At 58.7% G+C, this 17,781-nt stretch carries 20 protein-coding genes and 2 tRNA genes; 7 read left to right on the top strand and 15 right to left on the bottom strand.

What is annotated here, in order from left to right; all coding sequences use genetic code 11:
• The 6 genes from BM059_RS25500 to BM059_RS12490 all read right to left on the bottom strand — a co-directional run.
• Positions 1–195: hypothetical protein (locus BM059_RS25500; protein ID WP_074938999.1), on the bottom strand; the 195-nt coding region annotated here is incomplete at its 3' end.
• Between the two features lie 10 nt (positions 196–205).
• A complete protein-coding gene (locus BM059_RS12470) occupies positions 206–385 on the bottom strand; it encodes a hypothetical protein (RefSeq protein WP_074937956.1) in 180 nt (59 codons plus the stop codon).
• A 15-nt stretch (positions 386–400) separates the two neighbouring features.
• Positions 401–787: a hypothetical protein gene (locus BM059_RS12475; protein WP_074939001.1), complete on the bottom strand. Its 387-nt coding sequence runs from the start codon at positions 785–787 to the stop codon at positions 401–403.
• A 252-nt stretch (positions 788–1,039) separates the two neighbouring features.
• Entirely contained in the window at positions 1,040–1,351 is a 312-nt protein-coding gene (locus BM059_RS25505; RefSeq protein ID WP_074939003.1) for a hypothetical protein, read from the bottom strand.
• A 4-nt stretch (positions 1,352–1,355) separates the two neighbouring features.
• Complete coding sequence (gene pflM, locus BM059_RS12485; RefSeq protein WP_139220734.1) at positions 1,356–1,727, bottom strand: lysogeny maintenance protein PflM; 372 nt, start codon at positions 1,725–1,727, stop codon at positions 1,356–1,358.
• A gap of 14 nt (positions 1,728–1,741) precedes the next feature.
• Entirely contained in the window at positions 1,742–2,014 is a 273-nt protein-coding gene (locus BM059_RS12490) for a helix-turn-helix domain-containing protein (RefSeq protein ID WP_196446828.1), read from the bottom strand.
• A gap of 557 nt (positions 2,015–2,571) precedes the next feature.
• Between BM059_RS12490 and BM059_RS12500 the strand changes: the two genes are divergently transcribed.
• From BM059_RS12500 to BM059_RS12510, 3 genes are read left to right on the top strand one after another with little or no spacing between them, the layout of a single operon-like run.
• Positions 2,572–3,669, top strand: coding sequence for a hypothetical protein (locus tag BM059_RS12500; protein WP_139220735.1), 1,098 nt, complete (start codon positions 2,572–2,574; stop codon positions 3,667–3,669).
• Positions 3,670–3,672: 3 nt separating this feature from the next.
• Positions 3,673–4,596, top strand: a complete 924-nt coding sequence (locus BM059_RS12505; protein ID WP_074939011.1) for a hypothetical protein — start codon at positions 3,673–3,675, stop codon at positions 4,594–4,596.
• Positions 4,589–5,905: a DNA cytosine methyltransferase gene (locus BM059_RS12510; protein ID WP_074939013.1), complete on the top strand. Its 1,317-nt coding sequence runs from the start codon at positions 4,589–4,591 to the stop codon at positions 5,903–5,905. The genes BM059_RS12505 and BM059_RS12510 overlap by 8 nt, the downstream gene beginning before the upstream one ends.
• Before the next feature lie 213 nt (positions 5,906–6,118).
• Here the strand turns inward: BM059_RS12510 and ychF are convergent, their stop codons facing one another.
• The 9 genes from ychF to BM059_RS12555 form a co-directional block, all read right to left on the bottom strand.
• Positions 6,119–7,219, bottom strand: a complete 1,101-nt coding sequence (gene ychF / locus BM059_RS12515) for a redox-regulated ATPase YchF (protein WP_074939015.1) — start codon at positions 7,217–7,219, stop codon at positions 6,119–6,121.
• 25 nt (positions 7,220–7,244) lie between these two features.
• On the bottom strand, positions 7,245–7,835 hold the full coding sequence (gene pth / locus BM059_RS12520) for an aminoacyl-tRNA hydrolase (protein ID WP_074939017.1): 591 nt from the start codon (positions 7,833–7,835) through the stop codon (positions 7,245–7,247).
• A gap of 60 nt (positions 7,836–7,895) precedes the next feature.
• The gene (locus tag BM059_RS12525; protein WP_037002691.1) at positions 7,896–8,510 is read right to left on the bottom strand and encodes a 50S ribosomal protein L25/general stress protein Ctc; all 615 of its coding nucleotides are present in this window, start codon (positions 8,508–8,510) and stop codon (positions 7,896–7,898) included.
• 105 nt (positions 8,511–8,615) lie between these two features.
• Positions 8,616–9,557 (bottom strand): ribose-phosphate pyrophosphokinase, encoded by a 942-nt coding sequence (locus BM059_RS12530; protein ID WP_003244667.1) that lies wholly within the window; start codon positions 9,555–9,557, stop codon positions 8,616–8,618.
• A gap of 46 nt (positions 9,558–9,603) precedes the next feature.
• Positions 9,604–9,678, bottom strand: a tRNA-Gln gene (locus BM059_RS12535).
• A gap of 56 nt (positions 9,679–9,734) precedes the next feature.
• A tRNA-Gln gene (locus BM059_RS12540) sits at positions 9,735–9,809 on the bottom strand.
• 26 nt (positions 9,810–9,835) lie between these two features.
• Positions 9,836–10,705, bottom strand: a complete 870-nt coding sequence (gene ispE / locus BM059_RS12545; protein ID WP_074939352.1) for a 4-(cytidine 5'-diphospho)-2-C-methyl-D-erythritol kinase — start codon at positions 10,703–10,705, stop codon at positions 9,836–9,838.
• Positions 10,706–11,036: 331 nt separating this feature from the next.
• The gene (gene lolB / locus BM059_RS12550; RefSeq protein ID WP_036999227.1) at positions 11,037–11,654 is read right to left on the bottom strand and encodes a lipoprotein insertase outer membrane protein LolB; all 618 of its coding nucleotides are present in this window, start codon (positions 11,652–11,654) and stop codon (positions 11,037–11,039) included.
• Positions 11,651–13,378, bottom strand: a complete 1,728-nt coding sequence (locus tag BM059_RS12555) for a tetratricopeptide repeat protein (RefSeq protein ID WP_074939019.1) — start codon at positions 13,376–13,378, stop codon at positions 11,651–11,653. The genes lolB and BM059_RS12555 overlap by 4 nt, the downstream gene beginning before the upstream one ends.
• A 209-nt stretch (positions 13,379–13,587) precedes the next feature.
• On the opposite strand from BM059_RS12555, the gene hemA reads away from it, so the two are divergent.
• The 4 genes from hemA (at position 13,588) to BM059_RS12575 (ending at position 17,774) form a co-directional block, all read left to right on the top strand.
• Positions 13,588–14,868: a glutamyl-tRNA reductase gene (gene hemA, locus BM059_RS12560; protein ID WP_036999222.1), complete on the top strand. Its 1,281-nt coding sequence runs from the start codon at positions 13,588–13,590 to the stop codon at positions 14,866–14,868.
• Positions 14,865–15,947: a peptide chain release factor 1 gene (prfA, locus tag BM059_RS12565; protein ID WP_074939021.1), complete on the top strand. Its 1,083-nt coding sequence runs from the start codon at positions 14,865–14,867 to the stop codon at positions 15,945–15,947. Before hemA ends, prfA begins: the two co-directional genes overlap by 4 nt.
• Positions 15,948–16,186: 239 nt before the next feature.
• Complete coding sequence (gene prmC, locus BM059_RS12570; RefSeq protein WP_074939023.1) at positions 16,187–17,020, top strand: peptide chain release factor N(5)-glutamine methyltransferase; 834 nt, start codon at positions 16,187–16,189, stop codon at positions 17,018–17,020.
• Positions 17,021–17,024: 4 nt separating this feature from the next.
• Positions 17,025–17,774, top strand: a complete 750-nt coding sequence (locus BM059_RS12575) for a molybdopterin-synthase adenylyltransferase MoeB (RefSeq protein ID WP_074939025.1) — start codon at positions 17,025–17,027, stop codon at positions 17,772–17,774.
• Positions 17,775–17,781: the final 7 nt, after the last annotated feature.

Consider the following 17,781-nt stretch of genomic DNA (forward strand, 5'->3'; position numbering starts at 1 on the left):
GAAAGCCATCAGCGTTCCGCCAAAACCAATGCCGAACGCCTCTGGCGAAAATCCCCCTGAGACTAAGATGTCTACATAGCCAGCGGCCTCAGGAGGAATCAGGTAGGCCTGTTGCCATCCGTATTGCGAGCAGGACACCGATGCATCCGCGTTGGTGGTCCACTGCATGCACACTTGAACAGCAACGACCGACATACAGGCCCCCTTACTCCGCCAAGCTGGGGTCACGGATGACCTCAGCCATGGCGATGCAGTCGGGGCAGATGACGAGGGCGGGCGCCTTGTTCAGATCGGGCAGCAGGTCGGGCTGGGGGGCGGACTGGTTGTAGAGCTGGCCCATGGGCTGGCCACAGCAGTCGCACAGCACGCGATCAACGATCAGCACGGCGGCGCCCTCCCGTCAGGCCTTGGCCGCGTCCGGCTGGGTGCCGGTCGGCTTGGCTTGTTGTTGGGCGGCGAGCTTGCGGGCTTCGCTGGCAGTGTCAGCAGCGCCAGTGCCACGGGCAGCCTTGGCCGACTCGACGTGCAGGACGATGAACTTGCCCGCGTTCTTGGAACCGCGATCAATCTCTACGGTGACGCAGACGGTCTCCAGCACATCGAGGCCTTTGCAGGCGGCCCACACTTCGTCCAGGGAGCCTTCTGCTACCTGCATCGAGAGCAGGGAGACGCCCAGGTCCTTTTCGCCGTCCGGTTCGTCGCCCAGGTACAGCTTGACCAGATCCACGTTGTCGAACTTCACGCGCTCAGCGCTGATGAATGCCAATTCCATAGTGGTGCGTGCCATGTTGTGTTTCCTCGCTTGGTTGCGCGGTATTGCGCGGGTTTGCCTTTCAGCAGGCCGAGCGGGTCCACGCGGGCAAACTTCTCGTTTTTGCCCGGGTGGGGTTCTCGACTTGCCGAGGTTTTCAGTTAGCGCCGCTGGTGCAGCGGGTTTGGTTCAACACCAAGGGCTTTGCCCTTGTCATCCCACTCTTGCCGCCGAGGGCTCGGGAGCGCGGGGCGGTGGAGCTGCCCCACACTCACGAGCGGAGGCTATTTAGGGTGGTGGGTGTTCAAGGGTTCGCTCTGCCCGTGCTTCCGTTCGCCGGATCGGTGAAGCGTGATCCGACGAGCCGGGAGCGCGGCCCTTGACCTGTTCAGCATCGGCGGCGTTGGCCGGATCGCTGGGGGCGCATTGGTGCACGACCTTTGCCATTGCCTGATAGAAGTAGTCGTCTACCGATTCCATCACCTTGACGACTTGCAGCGTCGAGAAGATCGAACCGACAGCAAACCCGATGAACAGATAGGGGAACGCGTGCCAGAGCAGGGCGACCAGATAGCGGCCGATGCGGAAAGAAACGGTCATGCGCTCACCCCACCAGCTCGAACGGTTCGCGTAGCGGCACGAAGGGCGTGGGCTTGCCGGTGTCGCTCACAACGTGCCAGTACTGCGGCGGACGGGGCGACGGCTTGTGTTTCTCGCAGTACGAGGCAGCTGTCACACAGTTCCGCCCATCGACCATGCGCCATTGAGCGGGGCGGCAGTCGGTGCATTGTATGGACGGGGAGGCGGCGGGCTTCGGCGGTTGCCAGTTTCGGTTTAACCAGCAGACAGAGCAGTCGCAGTTGTCGGCGTGCGGGTGACGGCGAAAGGCGAACGTCTTGCCCTGCGGATTGCGGGCAAAGCAGCTCTGGCAGCCGCAATCCTTGTGGTGCGATAGCAGGTACTGGGAGGGATTCATGGGCGGGCACCTGATTAGTCATCGCTGTAATCCCCCGCGCAGAAGATGGTTTTGCCTCGGTCGAGGTCGCGGCGGATGCGGTGCAGGTTGATGACGCGATGACGGCCGATTTTCACGGTCGGCAGGGCGTGGCTTTCGATCCAGCCGCGCACCACGTCTTCGCTGATTTGCTCTGTGCCCAGGAGCTGAGCCAGCACGTATTTCGTGCAGAACGGTGCGTCGCGGAAATCCGTTACGCGTTGGGCGTCTCCCGAAATCGAAAGCCCCACTACACCAGACTGTTCCATAGTTTTTGCCCTATAATCCGCGTAACCAAAACATTTCACTGAAATAGTTTCAGTGATCTATTGAACTGAATGATAGGCAAAACCCTCTCCCAGTGAAATAGTTTCAGAGAGTATTTTTATACCTTTATGGAATCAATACAGAGCAGGGCTAGAACTTTAATAGATAAGGCCGGGCTAGATCGCCTTGTTAGGAATGGCGCGATCAGTTATTCGCGCTGGCAAAGCGTGAGGTACAAAGACATACGCATGAGCACGGAAGAACTCGACGTGCTTCAAGCGGTGTTCCCTGAGTACCGACTATGGCTTATCAGTGGCGAGATTATCCCGGAGTCGGGACAAACTAGTCCGGAGTACGACGAGGCTAATCGAAAATTGGCCGATCAAAGCGTGGGATAGCGATTACACAGGAAGTAGCTAGACGTTGGTATGCCGATAAAGGGAGATAGGACGATGAAGGAAAAGCCGATCTAATTCAGAGCAAGACTGAGATCGACAATCAAGTATTAAGTACTCCGGCGCCTCATATTATTTTTCCCATCACAATGGATGGAAGTTTTGTGGAAATTAAAAACAAGTCTGTAGATGAGCTATTCCTAGATCCAAAGAATCCACGTCTAGGTAGAAATTTCATAAGTACCGTAAAAGGTCAGGATGAAATCTTAGCCCAAATGAATGATTGGACTCTGGATGAGCTAGCAATATCATTTATTGAAAGCGGATTCTGGGCTCAAGAAGCATTAATTGCTGTGGAGGAGGAGCTCTATGGTAGTAAGAGGCTAATAATTGTCGAAGGAAACCGTCGCCTTGCCGCTTTGAAAAAGCTCCAAGACGCCATAGCTGGTAATGCCGAAGAGAAAAAGTGGCGAGACATCGCCAGACTGGCTGAAGGTAAAATTGGCGACGATTTCTTCGAGAAAATACCATACATAAAGGTAGAAAGTAGAGAGAAGGTATCTGCATTCTTAGGATTCCGCCATGTAACTGGTATTAAAGAATGGGAGCCGGCAGAGAAAGCTCAGTTTATCGCCTATCTAATTGAAAAAGAAAAGCTCACCTATGAGCAGGTGATGCGTAAAATCGGAAGCAAGACCACTACAGTCCGAAGCCACTATATTGCGTATAAGCTTCTTCTTCAGTTAGAAGATACTGAGGACGTGGCGGTGGAGAAGATTGAAGAAAAATTCAGTCTTCTTTATCTATCCCTCAGAACTGCAGGCGTTCAAAAGTACCTGGGTATAAACATAAAGGCGGAGCCGGAGGAAGCTGCTCAGCCTGTGCCTTCAGACAAGGAAGAAAATCTTGTCCGGTACTCGAAATGGATGTTTGGAGACGCCAAAACAACTGGGATCCTAGGCGACTCTCGCAACATTGACAAATTTGGGAAGATTTTACTTAGTGAAGATGCTGTAACATATCTTGAAGAAAGTTTGTCGCCTAACTTTGAGATGGCTCTCAAAAAGTCTGGCGGTGACACAGAAGAGACACTTAGTCTATTGATTCAGGCTGGGGATAATCTCGAAGTTGCATTTAGTACTCTGCATATTCATGCAGACAAGCCTGAAATTCAAAAGATAGCCAATCGACTTGCTCTTCACCTGGTTCAGATAACTAATATAATTCCATCACTCAAAGCAGTGGTTAAAGAAAAGATTTAACCTATGATAGAGCTACCAGAAAAAGGAATTTCCACTAGTTCCAAGAAGCATAACTGCGACATGATAGCAGTTGCGGATTGGGCGATAAGTTCAGCATTATTCGGGGAGCAAGACCTATCGAGAACGGACTTGGTCGATGTCCTCATGGAAAATCAGGTCTACACAAGCCAAGATTTCTGCAATGAGTTCATCGACCAAGTATGGCATTACCTGGAACATTTCTTTAATCATGTAAAATTGCGTTCAATAGCGCTGGAGACTCGGAAAATAAGTTTTCGAGATGACTGGCGTGAAGATTTAGCATTAGCATACTGCTTGACGGCTTCGTTAAGAAAAATTTATAGCACTTGGTCTAAAGCGCATTGCGGAAACCACTTGATCCAAGGTGCGATTCTAGAGGAATTAACAAAAATCTCTCTGTCGAATTACCATCCAACGTTACAGTTCAAAACTACGGGTTGGTCGGGTACAGCAACTAATGCAAAGTTTGAAGAGCTCGTTAACAATATTTGCTCGGACGCTAACTTTACACAGAAAGATCTACAACTTTGGGATAACGGCCAAATTAAAGATCTTGGCTTAGATGTGTACGGTTATCTTCCGGGCCATGGGAGGAGACCCGGCACACATTTTATGATGTATCAATGTGCCTCTGGCGATAACTGGCAAGACAAGAGAAGTACTCCTGATCTTAATATTTGGGGGGATATCATAAAAACGTATACAACCCCGATAAAAGGAATGTCGATCCCTTTCTTCGTGGATGAGACAGACTTTCAGAAAAGTTTAATCGTGATCAAGGGGCCACTCCTGGATAGAACGACTTTGCTTTCAAAGATATCGCCAGACCAAATCAGTGAAGAGTTGGCTAATACAATAGAGGAATGGGTTCACGAACGAGTAGATAAGCTCCAGTATTATGATTAAAAAATTTAAATTCATTGATCTGTTCGCGGGGCTCGGCGGCTTCCACTTGGGTGCACAAAACCTAGGAGGCGAGTGTGTATTTGCTTCAGAAATAAACCAAGTCCTAAGAGAAAATTATGAAAGAAACTTTGGTTTGTTTCCTGAAGGCGACATTAATGATGTGAAGATAGGGGAAATACCCGAGCACGATCTGTTGTGTGCGGGCTTTCCTTGCCAGCCATTTTCCAAAGCTGGAAGCCAGTTGGGATGGAAAGATGCCACGCGAGGAACTTTGTTTTCTGTAATTGCGCAAATCATAGAAGCTAAGAAGCCGAAATTAGTAATACTTGAGAATGTCGCCAACTTCATTAATCACGACAACGGAAATACATATCAACAAGTCGTGGAAACATTAAATGAACTAGGTTACGAAGTTTCCTCTACAAAAATATCACCTCATAGATATGGTATACCTCAACATCGAGAGCGAATGTATATCGTGGCGGCTCGTAATCTTGAGGGCTTCAAATGGCCGGTTCCAACCGATACGCCAACAAGCATATATTCAGTATTGGAAGATACTCCATCAGACTTTAAGGCGCTCCCTCAGCACATTTTAGAGTTATTAAATTTATGGCAAGAGTTTCTTGAGTTGCTACCCAAGGATATTGCTATCCCCTACTTTCCTCTATGGAGTATGGAAGCTGGTGCCACCTATCCTCTAGAGAAGCCAATTGATAAGTACAAGGCTAAAGACCTATGGCCTTACAAAGGAAGCTTCGGAGTTTCTCTAGAGGGGCTTCGTATGGAAGAAATAAAGAAGAGGCTGCCTAGCCATGCACTTAGAAAGGTAGGCTTTCCAAAATGGAAAATATCTTTTATTGAGAGGAATAGAGCTTTTTTCGAGAAAAACAATGAACACATATCATCTTGGCTAGAAAAAATTCAAGCCTACCCATCATCTTTTCAAAAGCTTGAGTGGAATAACAAGGACGGTGAACGGTCTGTCTGGAAGCACTTAATTCAGATTAGAGCATCTGGGATAAGAGTGAAAAGACTCGACTATGCACCAGCATTGGTCTCTGCGTCTGACACTCAGATCCCTGTTCTACCTTGGTTAAAGCGCTATATGTCAGTAAAGGAATGCGCAAGACTGCAATGCATGGAAGACATTACCATGCCGCCTTCAATTTACGATTCTTATGAAGCTCTCGGAAACGCGGTCAATGTTAAGATAGTACAGCTAATTATCGAGAAATTGCTTGAATGCCTGCCAGTGGAACTGAAGTCACCAAACGAAGAAAAAGAGCAGGAGCTCGCACTGGCGTAGTGACTACATTGGTCGCATTTTCTGGAAAGGACTGGTCTAGCCGGCGTGGGTGAGGGGCGTAAGCCCCGTTTTATGGGGTTCTCTGGCTCAGCGGGGCGGCTCGTAACGGATTCATAATCCCCAGCTCCCACCAGCCGCACTAGACAATCCTCCATCCCAAAAACAACAAAACCCCGCCAAGGCGGGGTTTTGTTTATGCACTGCTCCCAACGATCAAACGTTAAAGCGGAAGTGCATCACGTCGCCGTCTTTGACGATGTAGTCTTTGCCTTCCAGGCGCCATTTGCCGGCTTCCTTGGCGCCGGCTTCGCCCTTGTACTGAATGAAGTCGTTGTAGGCGATGACTTCGGCGCGGATGAAGCCTTTTTCGAAGTCGGTGTGGATCGCAGCCGCCGATTGCGGGGCGGTGGCGCCGACTTTGACGGTCCAGGCGCGTACTTCCTTCACGCCAGCGGTGAAGTAGGTCTGCAGGTTGAGCAGCGAGTAACCGGCGCGGATCACGCGGTTCAGGCCCGGCTCTTCCATGCCCATGGTTTCGAGGAACATCTGCATCTCTTCGAGATCGTCCAGTTCGGCGATCTCGGCTTCGATCTTGTTGCACACCGGCACGACGATGGCGCCTTCTGCGTCGGCGATGGCTTGCACCACGTCGAGGTGCGGGTTGTTCTCGAAGCCGTCTTCGGCGACGTTGGCGATGTACATCACCGGCTTGGTGGTGAGCAGGTGGAAGGTCTTGGCCAAGCGCTTCTCGTCGTCACCCAGGTCCTTGAGCAGGCTGCGTGCCGGCTTGCCTTCGGTGAGGTGGGGGATGAGCTTTTCCAGCAGGGCTTTCTGCGCCACGGATTCCTTGTCGCCACCCTTGGCAGTGCGAGCCACGCGCTGCAGTTGCTTCTCGCTGCTGTCGAGGTCGGCCATGATCAGTTCGAGGTCGATGATCTCGATGTCACGCTTGGGGTCGACGCTGTTGGCGACGTGGATGACGTTCTCGTCTTCGAAGCAGCGCACCACGTGGGCGATGGCGTCGGTTTCGCGGATGTTGGCGAGGAACTTGTTGCCCAGGCCTTCACCTTTCGATGCGCCCGCTACCAGGCCGGCGATGTCGACGAATTCCATGGTGGTGGGGATGACCTTCTCGGGCTTGACGATCTCGGCCAGGGCATCCAGGCGCGGGTCGGGCATGGGCACGATGCCGCTGTTCGGCTCGATGGTGCAGAAGGGGAAGTTTTCTGCGGCGATGCCGGATTTGGTGAGGGCGTTGAACAGGGTGGACTTGCCGACGTTGGGCAGGCCGACGATGCCGCAGTTGAATCCCATGATGTGTCCCTCGGGGGAAAGGTGGTTACTTGGTGGCCTTCTGGCTATGCAGTTTGCGCATGGCCACGGTCCAGTCGCCGGCGAGTATTTCCGGCAGGACGTCCAAGGCGAAGTCGATGCTCTGGTCGAGCAGGTCCTGTTCGCTGCGTGGGGCGCGTCCGAGCACGTAGCCGGATACCAGGCTGGCGTGCCCCGGGTGGCCGATGCCGAGCCGCAGGCGATGGAAGTTATTCTGGTTGCCGAGCTGGGCGATGATGTCGCGCAGGCCGTTGTGCCCGCCGTGGCCGCCGCCCTGTTTGAGCTTGGCGACGCCGGGTGGCATGTCGAGTTCGTCGTGGGCCACCAGAATCTCTTCAGGCTTGAGCTTGAAGAAATTGGCCAAGGCCGCCACGGACTGGCCGCTGCGGTTCATGTAGGTGGTGGGGATGAGCAGACGAACTTCGCGCCCCTGGTGGACGAACTTGCCCACCAGGCCGAAATATTTGCGATCTACAGATAGGTTGGCGCGCTGGCTGGCTGCCACGCGCTCAACGAAAAGGGCCCCTGCATTGTGCCGGGTCTGGTCGTATTCGGGGCCGGGGTTACCCAGGCCAACGATCAGTTGTACGGCAGTCATACAGGAGCCCTTTCGTGAACATGGCCCGGCGTGATCGCATGCCGGGCCAGCTACTGACGATTACTCGGCAGCGCCTTCGCCGGCAGCTTCTTCACGAACGCGCGGCAGGTGGATGCTGGCTACCGGCAGGTCGCTGCCGTGGGCCAGAGCAACCAGCTCAACGCCTTTCGGCAGCTTGATGTCGGACAGGTGAACAGTCTGGTCAACAGCGACCGGAGCCATGTCGACTTCGATGAATTCCGGCAGGTCTTTCGGCAGGCAGGAAACTTCGACTTCGTTCAGGGCGTGCAGGACTTCGCCGCCGCCTTGCTTGACGCCAACGGAGCTGGCTTCGTTGATGAAGTGCAGCGGTACGTGGGCGGTCAGTTTCTGGCCGGCAACGACGCGTTGGAAGTCAGCGTGCAGAACGAAGCCTTTGGCCGGGTGGCGCTGCAGGGCTTTGATCAGAACGCTTTCTTTGGTGCCGGCAACGTCCAGGCTCAGAACGTGGCTGAAGGCAGCTTCGTTTTCCAGCAGCTTGGCCAGTTCTTTGGCCAGCAGGCTGATGGATTGCGGGGCTTTGTCGCCGCCGTAGATTACGGCAGGAACCATGGACACGTTACGACGCAGGCGGCGGCTCGCACCTTTCCCCAGGTCGGAACGCACTTCGGCATTCAGGGCAAATTCAACAGTCATTTCACTTCTCCAAAATAACCAAACCGCCTTGTGGCTTGCGACCAGCCTCGGGCGGTAGGGCAAAAAGCCCCGCACGAGGCGGGGCGCTTAACGTCAGCGGGTTCCTTAGCGGAACATCGCGCTGATCGATTCTTCGTTGCTGATGCGGCGAACCGCTTCGGCGACGACCGGGGCGATGTCGAGCTGGCGAATGCGCGAGCAGGACTGCGCCGCAGCGGACAGCGGGATGGTGTTGGTGACCACCAGCTCGTCCAGGACGGAATTTTCAATGTTCTCGATGGCGCGGCCAGACAGCACCGGGTGGGTGCAGTAGGCGTAGACCTTAGCGGCACCGCGCTCTTTCAGCGCTTTGGCGGCGTGGCACAGGGTACCGGCGGTGTCGACCATGTCGTCGACGAGGATGCAGGTACGGCCTTCGACATCACCGATGATGTGCATCACTTCGGACTGGTTGGCCTTCTCGCGACGCTTATCGATGATCGCCAGGTCGACGCCCAGGCTCTTGGCCACGGCGCGGGCACGAACGACGCCGCCGATATCGGGGGAGACGATCATCAGGTTGTCGAAGCGCTGGTCTTCGATGTCGTCGACCAGGACCGGGGAACCGTAGATGTTGTCCACCGGAATGTCGAAGAAGCCCTGGATCTGGTCAGCGTGCAGGTCGACGGTCAGCACGCGGTCGATGCCGACCACGGTGAGCATGTCGGCAACCACTTTGGCGCTGATCGCCACGCGAGCGGAGCGCGGGCGGCGATCCTGGCGGGCGTAACCGAAGTAGGGGATGACTGCAGTGATGCGAGTCGCCGAGGAACGGCGGAAGGCATCAGCCATCACGACCAGTTCCATCAGGTTGTCGTTGGTGGGTGCACAGGTCGGCTGAATCAGGAAGACGTCCTTACCGCGAACGTTCTCGTTGATTTCGATCATGACTTCGCCGTCGGAGAATTTACCGACCGAAGCATCGCCGAGGGGGATGTGCAGCTGACGAACGATCCGTCGCGCCAGATCGGGGTTTGCGTTCCCCGTGAAGACCATCATCTTGGACACGCGCAGTACCTGCCGGCTGGGGGTATACCTGGATGGGTATGGAAAATGGCAGGGGCGGCTGGATTCGAACCAACGCATGCCAGGATCAAAACCTGGTGCCTTACCGCTTGGCGACGCCCCTATATTCTGTGTTGAATGCTTTTTGACTCGGTTTCCGATGCCTCCCGAAAGAGGTTATGGCAGGGGCGGCTGGATTCGAACCAACGCATGCCAGGATCAAAACCTGGTGCCTTACCGCTTGGCGACGCCCCTGTATCGTATAACCGAATGCTGAGCATTCACTTCTTGGCCAATGCTTGGAGCTTGCGGTGCAGCATCGAAATGTTGCGACCTTGAGCGACAAAACTCGGCAGAGTGCCTGGAAGTTGGCGGGCGACTTTATCAGCATCGTCCCGATTTGGGAAGCTCCCAAATATGCAAGCTCCAGTGCCGGTCAATCTGGTTGGAACAAATTTGTTCAACAAGATCAAAGCGTTACGTACTTCAGGGTAACGCTTCTCTACGACCGGCTGGCAGTCGTTTCGACCACCCCCCGCAAGAAGGCTGCGAACTTTAATGGGCGGCGTATCCCGTGTCAACTCGGGCGAGCCGAAAACTTCTGCTGTGCTTACAAAGACTTGCGGTGCGGCGACGAGGAACCAGGGTTCCTCCAGTTCAACCGGGGTCAGACGCTCGCCAACGCCCTCGGCAAAGGCAGCGCGGCCGCGCACGAATACCGGTACGTCGGCACCCAGGGCCAGGCCCAGTTCTGCCAGGCGATCTTCGCCAAGCTGGGTGTGCCACAGGTGGTCGAGGCCGACCAGGGTGGTGGCGGCATCCGAGCTGCCGCCGCCGATGCCGCCGCCCATGGGCAGGCGCTTGTCCAGCCATATGTCGGCGCCCAGCGCTGTGCCTGATGCCTGCTGCAGGCGCCTGGCAGCACGCACGATCAGGTTGCTGTCGTGCGGTACGCCCTCGATAGGCGTGTGTAGGTGGATTTCGCCATCTTCGCGGGCGCTGAAGCCGAGTTCATCGCCGTGGTCGAGAAACTGAAACAGGGTCTGCAGCTCGTGATAACCATCGGCGCGGCGGCCGAGGATATGCAGCATCAGGTTGAGCTTGGCAGGGGCGGGCAGGATCAGTTCGGCGTGGGTGGGGATGGCAGTCATAGTCGGGGCAGGGGAGTCGTCGCGAGGCATGTGGCGATTCTATCTGGGAAATGCATCCACAGGTGCGACGCGTCAGAGGGCATCGCGGCTGAAGCCGCTCCTACACCGCAGCCTCCCGTGTAGGAGCGGCTTTAGCCGCGAAAGGCTCAGCTCGTAGCTTGGATGCAATCCGGGGCTGGATGGCGCTTTTCCATCCACCGTCTAGGTGTTTTGTGGGAGGCACTTTCGACTCTGGCTTCCTGCGTTCTACCTCCTGCATCCATGCAGTCGCAGCAGTGACGGCTCGATAAGCTGTCGCGGCTGAAGCCCCTCCCACAGAGAATGTGGTCGCTTACTGCCCCAACTGACGCGGCTGCCAGTCCTTGATCACCAGGGTCACTTCCAGGTCCTGGCCGTAGAGCTTCATGCGTTCCGGCAGGGCGTAGCCGTTTTGCTCGGTGTAGCGCTGGTATTCGACCTTCCAGCCGTCCTGTTCCAGCTGCGCCAGGTGGCTTTCGCCATCGAGAGTGATGCGGCTGCGGCTTTCCGGGGCGGGCAGGCCGCGAATCCACCAGAGCAGGTTGGAGACCGGCAGGTCCAGGCGCAGTTGCTCGCGCAGCAGGTCTTCCGGCGATTCGGCGCGGTAGCGGCCGCGGTTGGACACTTCCAGCAGGATATCGCCAGGGCGGCCGGTCAAGCGTGCGGCGCCGCCACCGAGTGGGCCGGACAGGCGAATGTCGTAGTAATCCTGGCGCTGCAGCCAGAACAGCGTGGCGCTGCCGGAGTCACGCGGGGCGCGGATGCCGATCTTGCCGTTGATCTGCCAGCCGTCGAGCTGGGTGATCTGCTGCTTGTGGGCTTTCCATTTGGCCGGGTCGCCCTGGCCTTCCAGCGCTTCGTGCGAGGTAAGGCCGGCGCAACCTGCGAGCAGGGCGAGGAGGCTGAATACGAGTAGGTGACGAAGCATCAAAGAGTCTCGGAACCGGTCAGGCGCAACAGGGTGTCACGCAGGATGGGGCTGTCAGGCGTCGCGCGCAGTGCATCGCGCCAGACGCTGCGGGCTTCACGCTGCTTACCCTGAGCCCAGAGCACTTCGCCAAGGTGGGCGGCCACTTCGTGGTCGGGGAATTTCTCCAGGGCCTGGCGCAGCAGGCTTTCGGCCTCGTCGAGGTCGCCCAGGCGATAGTTGACCCAACCGAGGCTGTCGAGAATCGCCGGGTCGTCCGGGTTGAGCTGGTGCGCCTTGGCGATCAGGTCGCGCGCCTCTTCGTAGCGCGTGGTGCGGTCGGCCAGGGTGTAGCCGAGGGCATTGAGTGCCATGGCGTGCTCCGGCTCGCGCTGGATGATGTAGCGCAGGTCGGTTTCCAGCTGGGCCAGGTCGTCGCGTTTTTCCGCCAGCATGGCGCGGGTGTAGAGCAGGTTGAGGTCGTTGGGGTACTGCTCCAGGCCTTGGTTGATCACCTTCCAGGCCGGCTCGAACTGGCGGCGATTGCTCAGGCCTTCGGCTTCGATCAGGTACAGCTGGATGGCGTAATCAGGTTGCGCGTCGCGAGCCTGGGCCAGGCGTGCGCTGGCCTCTTCGTCGCGCTGCTGGGCGAACAGCAGTTCGGCCTGGCGTTGCTGAGCCGGCAGGTAGTCGTTGCTCGGGCCGACCAGGTTGTATTCCTGCAGGGCGCTGTCGTTGTCTTTCAGCTCCTCGTAGGCACGGCCGAGGTTGTAGTGCGCGGCATCGACATGACTGCGGCGCTCGACCAGCTCTTCCAGGTAGACGATGGCCTCTTCCCAGGCTTCGGCTTCCAGGCACACCAGCGCCAGTGAGAAGCGCAGGTCGTCATCGTTGGGGTTCTCCTGCACCAGCTTGGAGAACTCGCCCTTGGCGTCGTCGAGGCGGTCCTGCTCGACCAGCAGGCGCGCGTAGGTCAGGCGCAGGCGTTTGTCTTCGGGGTTGTTGCGAATGCCTTTCTGCAGTAGCGGCAAGGCTTCGTCGCCACGGCCGAGGCTTTGCAGCAGGCGAGCGCGCAGCAGAATCGGCGACACCTCGTTGGTGCTCACTGCGCTGTCTTCGAGCAGCTCCAGGGCTTCTTCAGCGCGGCCGTCCTGTTGCAACAGGATGGCTTTGCCGAACAGCAGCTGGCTGTTGTCCGGGTTTTTGCTGAGCAGCCGGTCGAAGCCCTGCAGCAGGCCGGCGCGGGTATCCGGGTCGGTTTCCGCGGCAGACAGGGCGAGGAAGTCGAAGTGCGTATCGCCCTGGCGCTGCAGCACCTGCTCCATGTAGGTCATGGATTCGTCGTAACGACCGGCGCGGGCCAGCTGCACGGCGGCAGCGCGTTGCGCGTCGATGTTGCTCGGTGCGTTGCTGGCCCAGATCAGCGCGCTATCGAGAGCAGCCTGCTCGGCACCGAGGTACTCGGCAATGCGGAAGGCGCGTTCGGCAACGCCGGCATCACCGGTGACCTGTGCTTGCTGCACGTAGTTGCCGAGGGCGATATCGAAGCGGTTGCGCTGTCCGGCCAGCTCGGCGGTGAGCAGGGCGAACAGCGTTTCCTGGCTGAACGAGCCGTATTCGCTCGGTTCCAGCTGGGTGGTCTGGTCGGCTTCCTGTACCGGCGGTGTACCGTCCGGCTCGCTGGGGGCGAAGGTTTGGCAGCCGCTGAGAAGAGCAATTGCGGTGACTAACGCGAGGGGTCTGTTCATAGTGCCTTGTCGTGCGTTATTCCGGGGCGGCGGCCGTGCTGGCTCGTGCCCTGCGACGTTCGCGGCATCATGACACAAGCCTTGGAGCAAGCCCACTGGCCAGGACGATGCGGCGAACTGTCTATTGGGACAATAGGTCGCGGGAGTTGTTCTCTCCGGGGCGAAGTAGGACAATTGCCGGCTCCCGTATTGCCCCTCAGCGACCCTGCATGGCCTTTATAGCCCTCGGTATCAACCACAAGACCGCCTCGGTAGAGGTGCGCGAGCGCGTTGCTTTCACCCCGGAGCAACTGGTCGAGGCCTTGCAGCAGCTATGCCGGCTGACGCCCAGTCGCGAGGCGGCGATCCTCTCCACCTGCAACCGCAGCGAGCTGTACCTGGAGCAGGATCAGATGAGCAGCGATGAAGTGCTGCAATGGCTGGCCGACTATCATCGCCTGAGCGTCGACGAACTGCGCGCCTGTGCCTATGTGCACAGCGAGGACGACGCGGTGCGGCACATGATGCGTGTGGCCTGCGGGCTCGACTCGATGGTCCTTGGCGAGCCGCAGATTCTCGGCCAGCTCAAGTCTGCCTATGCCGTGGCACGTGAGGCCGGCACCGTCGGGCCGCTGCTCGGCCGTTTGTTTCAGGCCACCTTCAGCACCGCGAAAACCGTGCGCACCGATACCGCCATCGGCGAGAACCCGGTCTCCGTGGCCTTCGCCGCGGTCAGTCTGGCCAAACAGATCTTCGCCGACTTGCATCGTAGCCAGGCGCTGCTGATCGGCGCCGGTGAGACCATCAGCCTGGTGGCGCGCCACCTGCACGACCAGGGCATCAAGCGCATCGTCGTCGCCAACCGCACCCTGGAGCGCGCTAGCCAGCTGGCCGAACAGTTCGGCGCGCATGCCGTGCTGCTGTCGGACATTCCCGACGAACTGGCGCACAGCGACATCGTCATCAGTTCCACCGCTAGCCAGTTGCCGATTCTCGGCAAGGGCGCGGTGGAAAGTGCGCTGAAAAAGCGCAAGCACAAGCCGATCTTCATGGTCGACATCGCCGTGCCGCGCGATATCGAGCCGCAGGTGGGCGAGCTGGATGACGTCTACCTCTATACCGTCGATGACCTGCACGAGGTCATCGAGGAAAACCTCAAGAGCCGCCAGGGCGCCGCGCAGGCCGCCGAGGAGCTGGTGGCCGCCGGTACCGACGATTTCATGCAGCGCCTGCGCGAGCTGGCAGCGGTCGACGTGCTCAAGGCTTACCGCCAGCAGGCCGAGCGCCTGCGCGACGAGGAATTGGCCAAGGCGCAGCGCATGCTGGCCAACGGCAGCAACCCGGAAGATGTGCTGGCGCAACTGGCGCGCGGCCTGACCAACAAGCTGCTGCACGCACCCAGCGTGCGCATGAAGAAATTGACTGCAGAGGGGCGCGTCGACGCGCTCAGTCTGGCCCAGGAATTGTTCGCCCTCGACGAGAGCGCGCCGCAGGACAAAGGTCTGCAATGAAAGCTTCACTGTTGAACAAACTGGACAACCTCAGCGACCGCTTCGAGGAACTGACGGCGCTGCTCGGCGATGCCGAGGTGATTTCCAAGCAGACGCAATTCCGTGCCTATTCCAAGGAATACGCCGAGATCGAGCCGGTGATCGCCACCTTTCGCGAGCTGCGCAAGGTGCAAAGCGACCTCGAAGGGGCCCAGGCGCTACTCAAGGAAAGCGACCCGGACCTGCGTGAGATGGCTGAAGAGGAAGTGGCTCAGGCCAAGGAAGCGCTGGTCACCCTGGAAGACAAGCTACAGCGCATGCTGCTGCCGAAAGACCCCAATGATGGGCGTAACGTCTACCTCGAAGTGCGCGCCGGCACCGGTGGCGACGAGGCGGCGATCTTCTCTGGCGACCTGTTCCGCATGTACTCGCGCTATGCCGAGAGACAGGGCTGGCGGGTCGAGGTGTTGTCGGCCAACGAGGGTGAGCACGGCGGCTTCAAGGAAGTGATCGCCCGCGTTGAGGGCGACAACGTTTACGCCAAGCTCAAGTTCGAGTCCGGTGCCCATCGCGTGCAGCGCGTGCCGGAGACCGAGTCCCAGGGCCGTATCCACACCTCCGCTTGCACCGTGGCGGTATTGCCGGAGCCGGACGAGCAGGCCGCTATCGAGATCAACCCGGCCGACCTGCGTGTGGACACCTACCGCAGCTCCGGCGCTGGTGGTCAGCACGTCAACACCACCGACTCGGCGATCCGTATTACCCACATTCCTACCGGCACCGTTGTTGAGTGCCAGGAAGAACGCTCGCAGCACAAGAACCGCGCCAAGGCCATGGCCTGGTTGGCGGCCAAGCTGCAGGACCAGCAGGAAGCGGCGGCGCACAAGGAAATTTCCGACACGCGCAAGCTGCTGGTGGGCTCCGGTGACCGCTCCGAGCGCATCCGCACCTACAACTTCCCGCAGGGACGGGTGACCGACCACCGCATCAACCTGACCCTGTATTCGCTCAACGAAGTGATTGCCGGCGGCGTGGAAGCGGTGATCGAACCGTTGTTGGCCGAGTACCAGGCCGATCAGTTGGCGGCGCTGGGCGATTGATTGCAGCCGCACGGTGCGCGTCTCGTAGGGTGCGCCGTGCGCACCATTACCAATGCCCGGGTGTAATCCGGGATGAGCGACGCCAACGTAGCGTCGAACAGTCCCCCTCTCCCCCGGCCCCCGCTCTGCGCCCCAGCCCCTCGCAGAGCTCAGGGCGCTTGAGCGGGCGAAGCGATGCTTCGCTATTTCCGCCCAAGCCCCGCAAGCGGGAGAGGGGAGAAAAGCAGTCAGGATGAACCATGGCCACCATCGAATCCATGCTCAACGCCGCCGACCTGCCCGATTCGCCAACGCCGCGCTTGGATGCGGAACTGCTGTTGGCGGCCGCGCTGGGCAAACCGCGCAGCTACCTGCGTACCTGGCCAGAGCGCGAGCTGGATGACGAGCAACTAGCCCTGTTTCAGAACCACCTGCAGCGCCGCCGCCAGGGCGAGCCGGTCGCTTATATCCTTGGTCATCAGGGCTTCTGGAGCCTCGATCTGGAGGTAGCGCCGCATACCCTGATCCCACGCCCTGACACCGAGCTGCTGGTGGAAACCGCCCTCGAACTGCTACCCGCCACACCGTTGGCGGTGCTGGATCTGGGTACCGGCACCGGTGCCATCGCCCTGGCCATGGCCAGCGAACGCCCGGCCTGGCAGGTGACCGGCGTAGATCGCGTCGAAGATGCCGTGGCCCTGGCCGAGCGCAATCGCCAGCGCCTGGCGCTGGGCAACGCCCGCTTCGTGCACAGCCACTGGTTCTCCGCCCTGGTTGGGCAACGCTATGGCCTGATCCTGAGCAACCCGCCTTATATCCGCGCTGACGATCAGCACCTCGAGCAGGGCGACGTACGCTTCGAGCCGAGCAGCGCCCTGGTCGCCGGTTGCGACGGGCTGGACGATATCCGCGCGATCATCCAGGCTGCGCCAGCACATTTGCTTGCAGGCGGCTGGCTGCTGCTGGAGCACGGTTTCGATCAGGCCGAGGCCGTCCGCGAGCTGCTGGCCGCCGGTGGTTTCGCCGAGGTGCACAGCAGGCGTGACCTGGGTGGCCATGAGCGCATCAGTTTGGGACGTTTCGACCATGAGTGATCAGATGCTGAGCGATGATGAACTGCTGCGTTACAGCCGGCAGATCCTGCTGAAACAGATCGATGTGGAGGGCCAACTGCGCCTCAAGCAGGGTCGTGTGCTGATCGTCGGCATGGGCGGGCTGGGTTCGCCCGTGGCACTGTACCTGGCTGCAGCTGGCGTCGGTGAGTTGCACCTGGCGGACTTCGATACGGTGGACCTGACCAACCTGCAGCGGCAGATCGCCCACGACACCGCCAGTATCGGCCAGGCCAAGGTGGATTCGGCTATGGTGCGCCTGGCGGCGATCAACCCGCAGATCAGCCTGGTGCCGCATCGTCAGGCGTTGGACGCCGACTCTCTGGCCGCCGCGGTGAACAGCGTCGATCTGGTGCTGGACTGCTCGGACAATTTCTCCACCCGCGAGGCGGTCAACGCCGCCTGCGTCGCGGCCGGCAAGCCGCTGGTCTCCGGTGCGGCGATCCGCTTGGAAGGGCAGTTGTCGGTGTTCGATCCACGCAATGCCGCCAGCCCCTGCTATCACTGCCTGTACGGTCACGGCAGCGAAGCCGAACTGACCTGCAGCGAGGCCGGAGTGGTCGGCCCATTGGTTGGGCTGGTCGGGAGCCTGCAGGCGCTGGAGGCACTCAAGCTACTGGCCGGTTTTGGCGAGCCGCTGGTGGGCCGTCTGCTGTTGATCGACGCGCTGGGCACACGTTTTCGCGAGTTGCGGGTCAAGCGCGATCCAGCCTGCGAGGTGTGCGGTGGGCGCTAAGGATCGT

It is taken from the genome of Ectopseudomonas composti (assembly GCF_900115475.1).
GTDB lineage: Bacteria > Pseudomonadota > Gammaproteobacteria > Pseudomonadales > Pseudomonadaceae > Aquipseudomonas > Aquipseudomonas composti.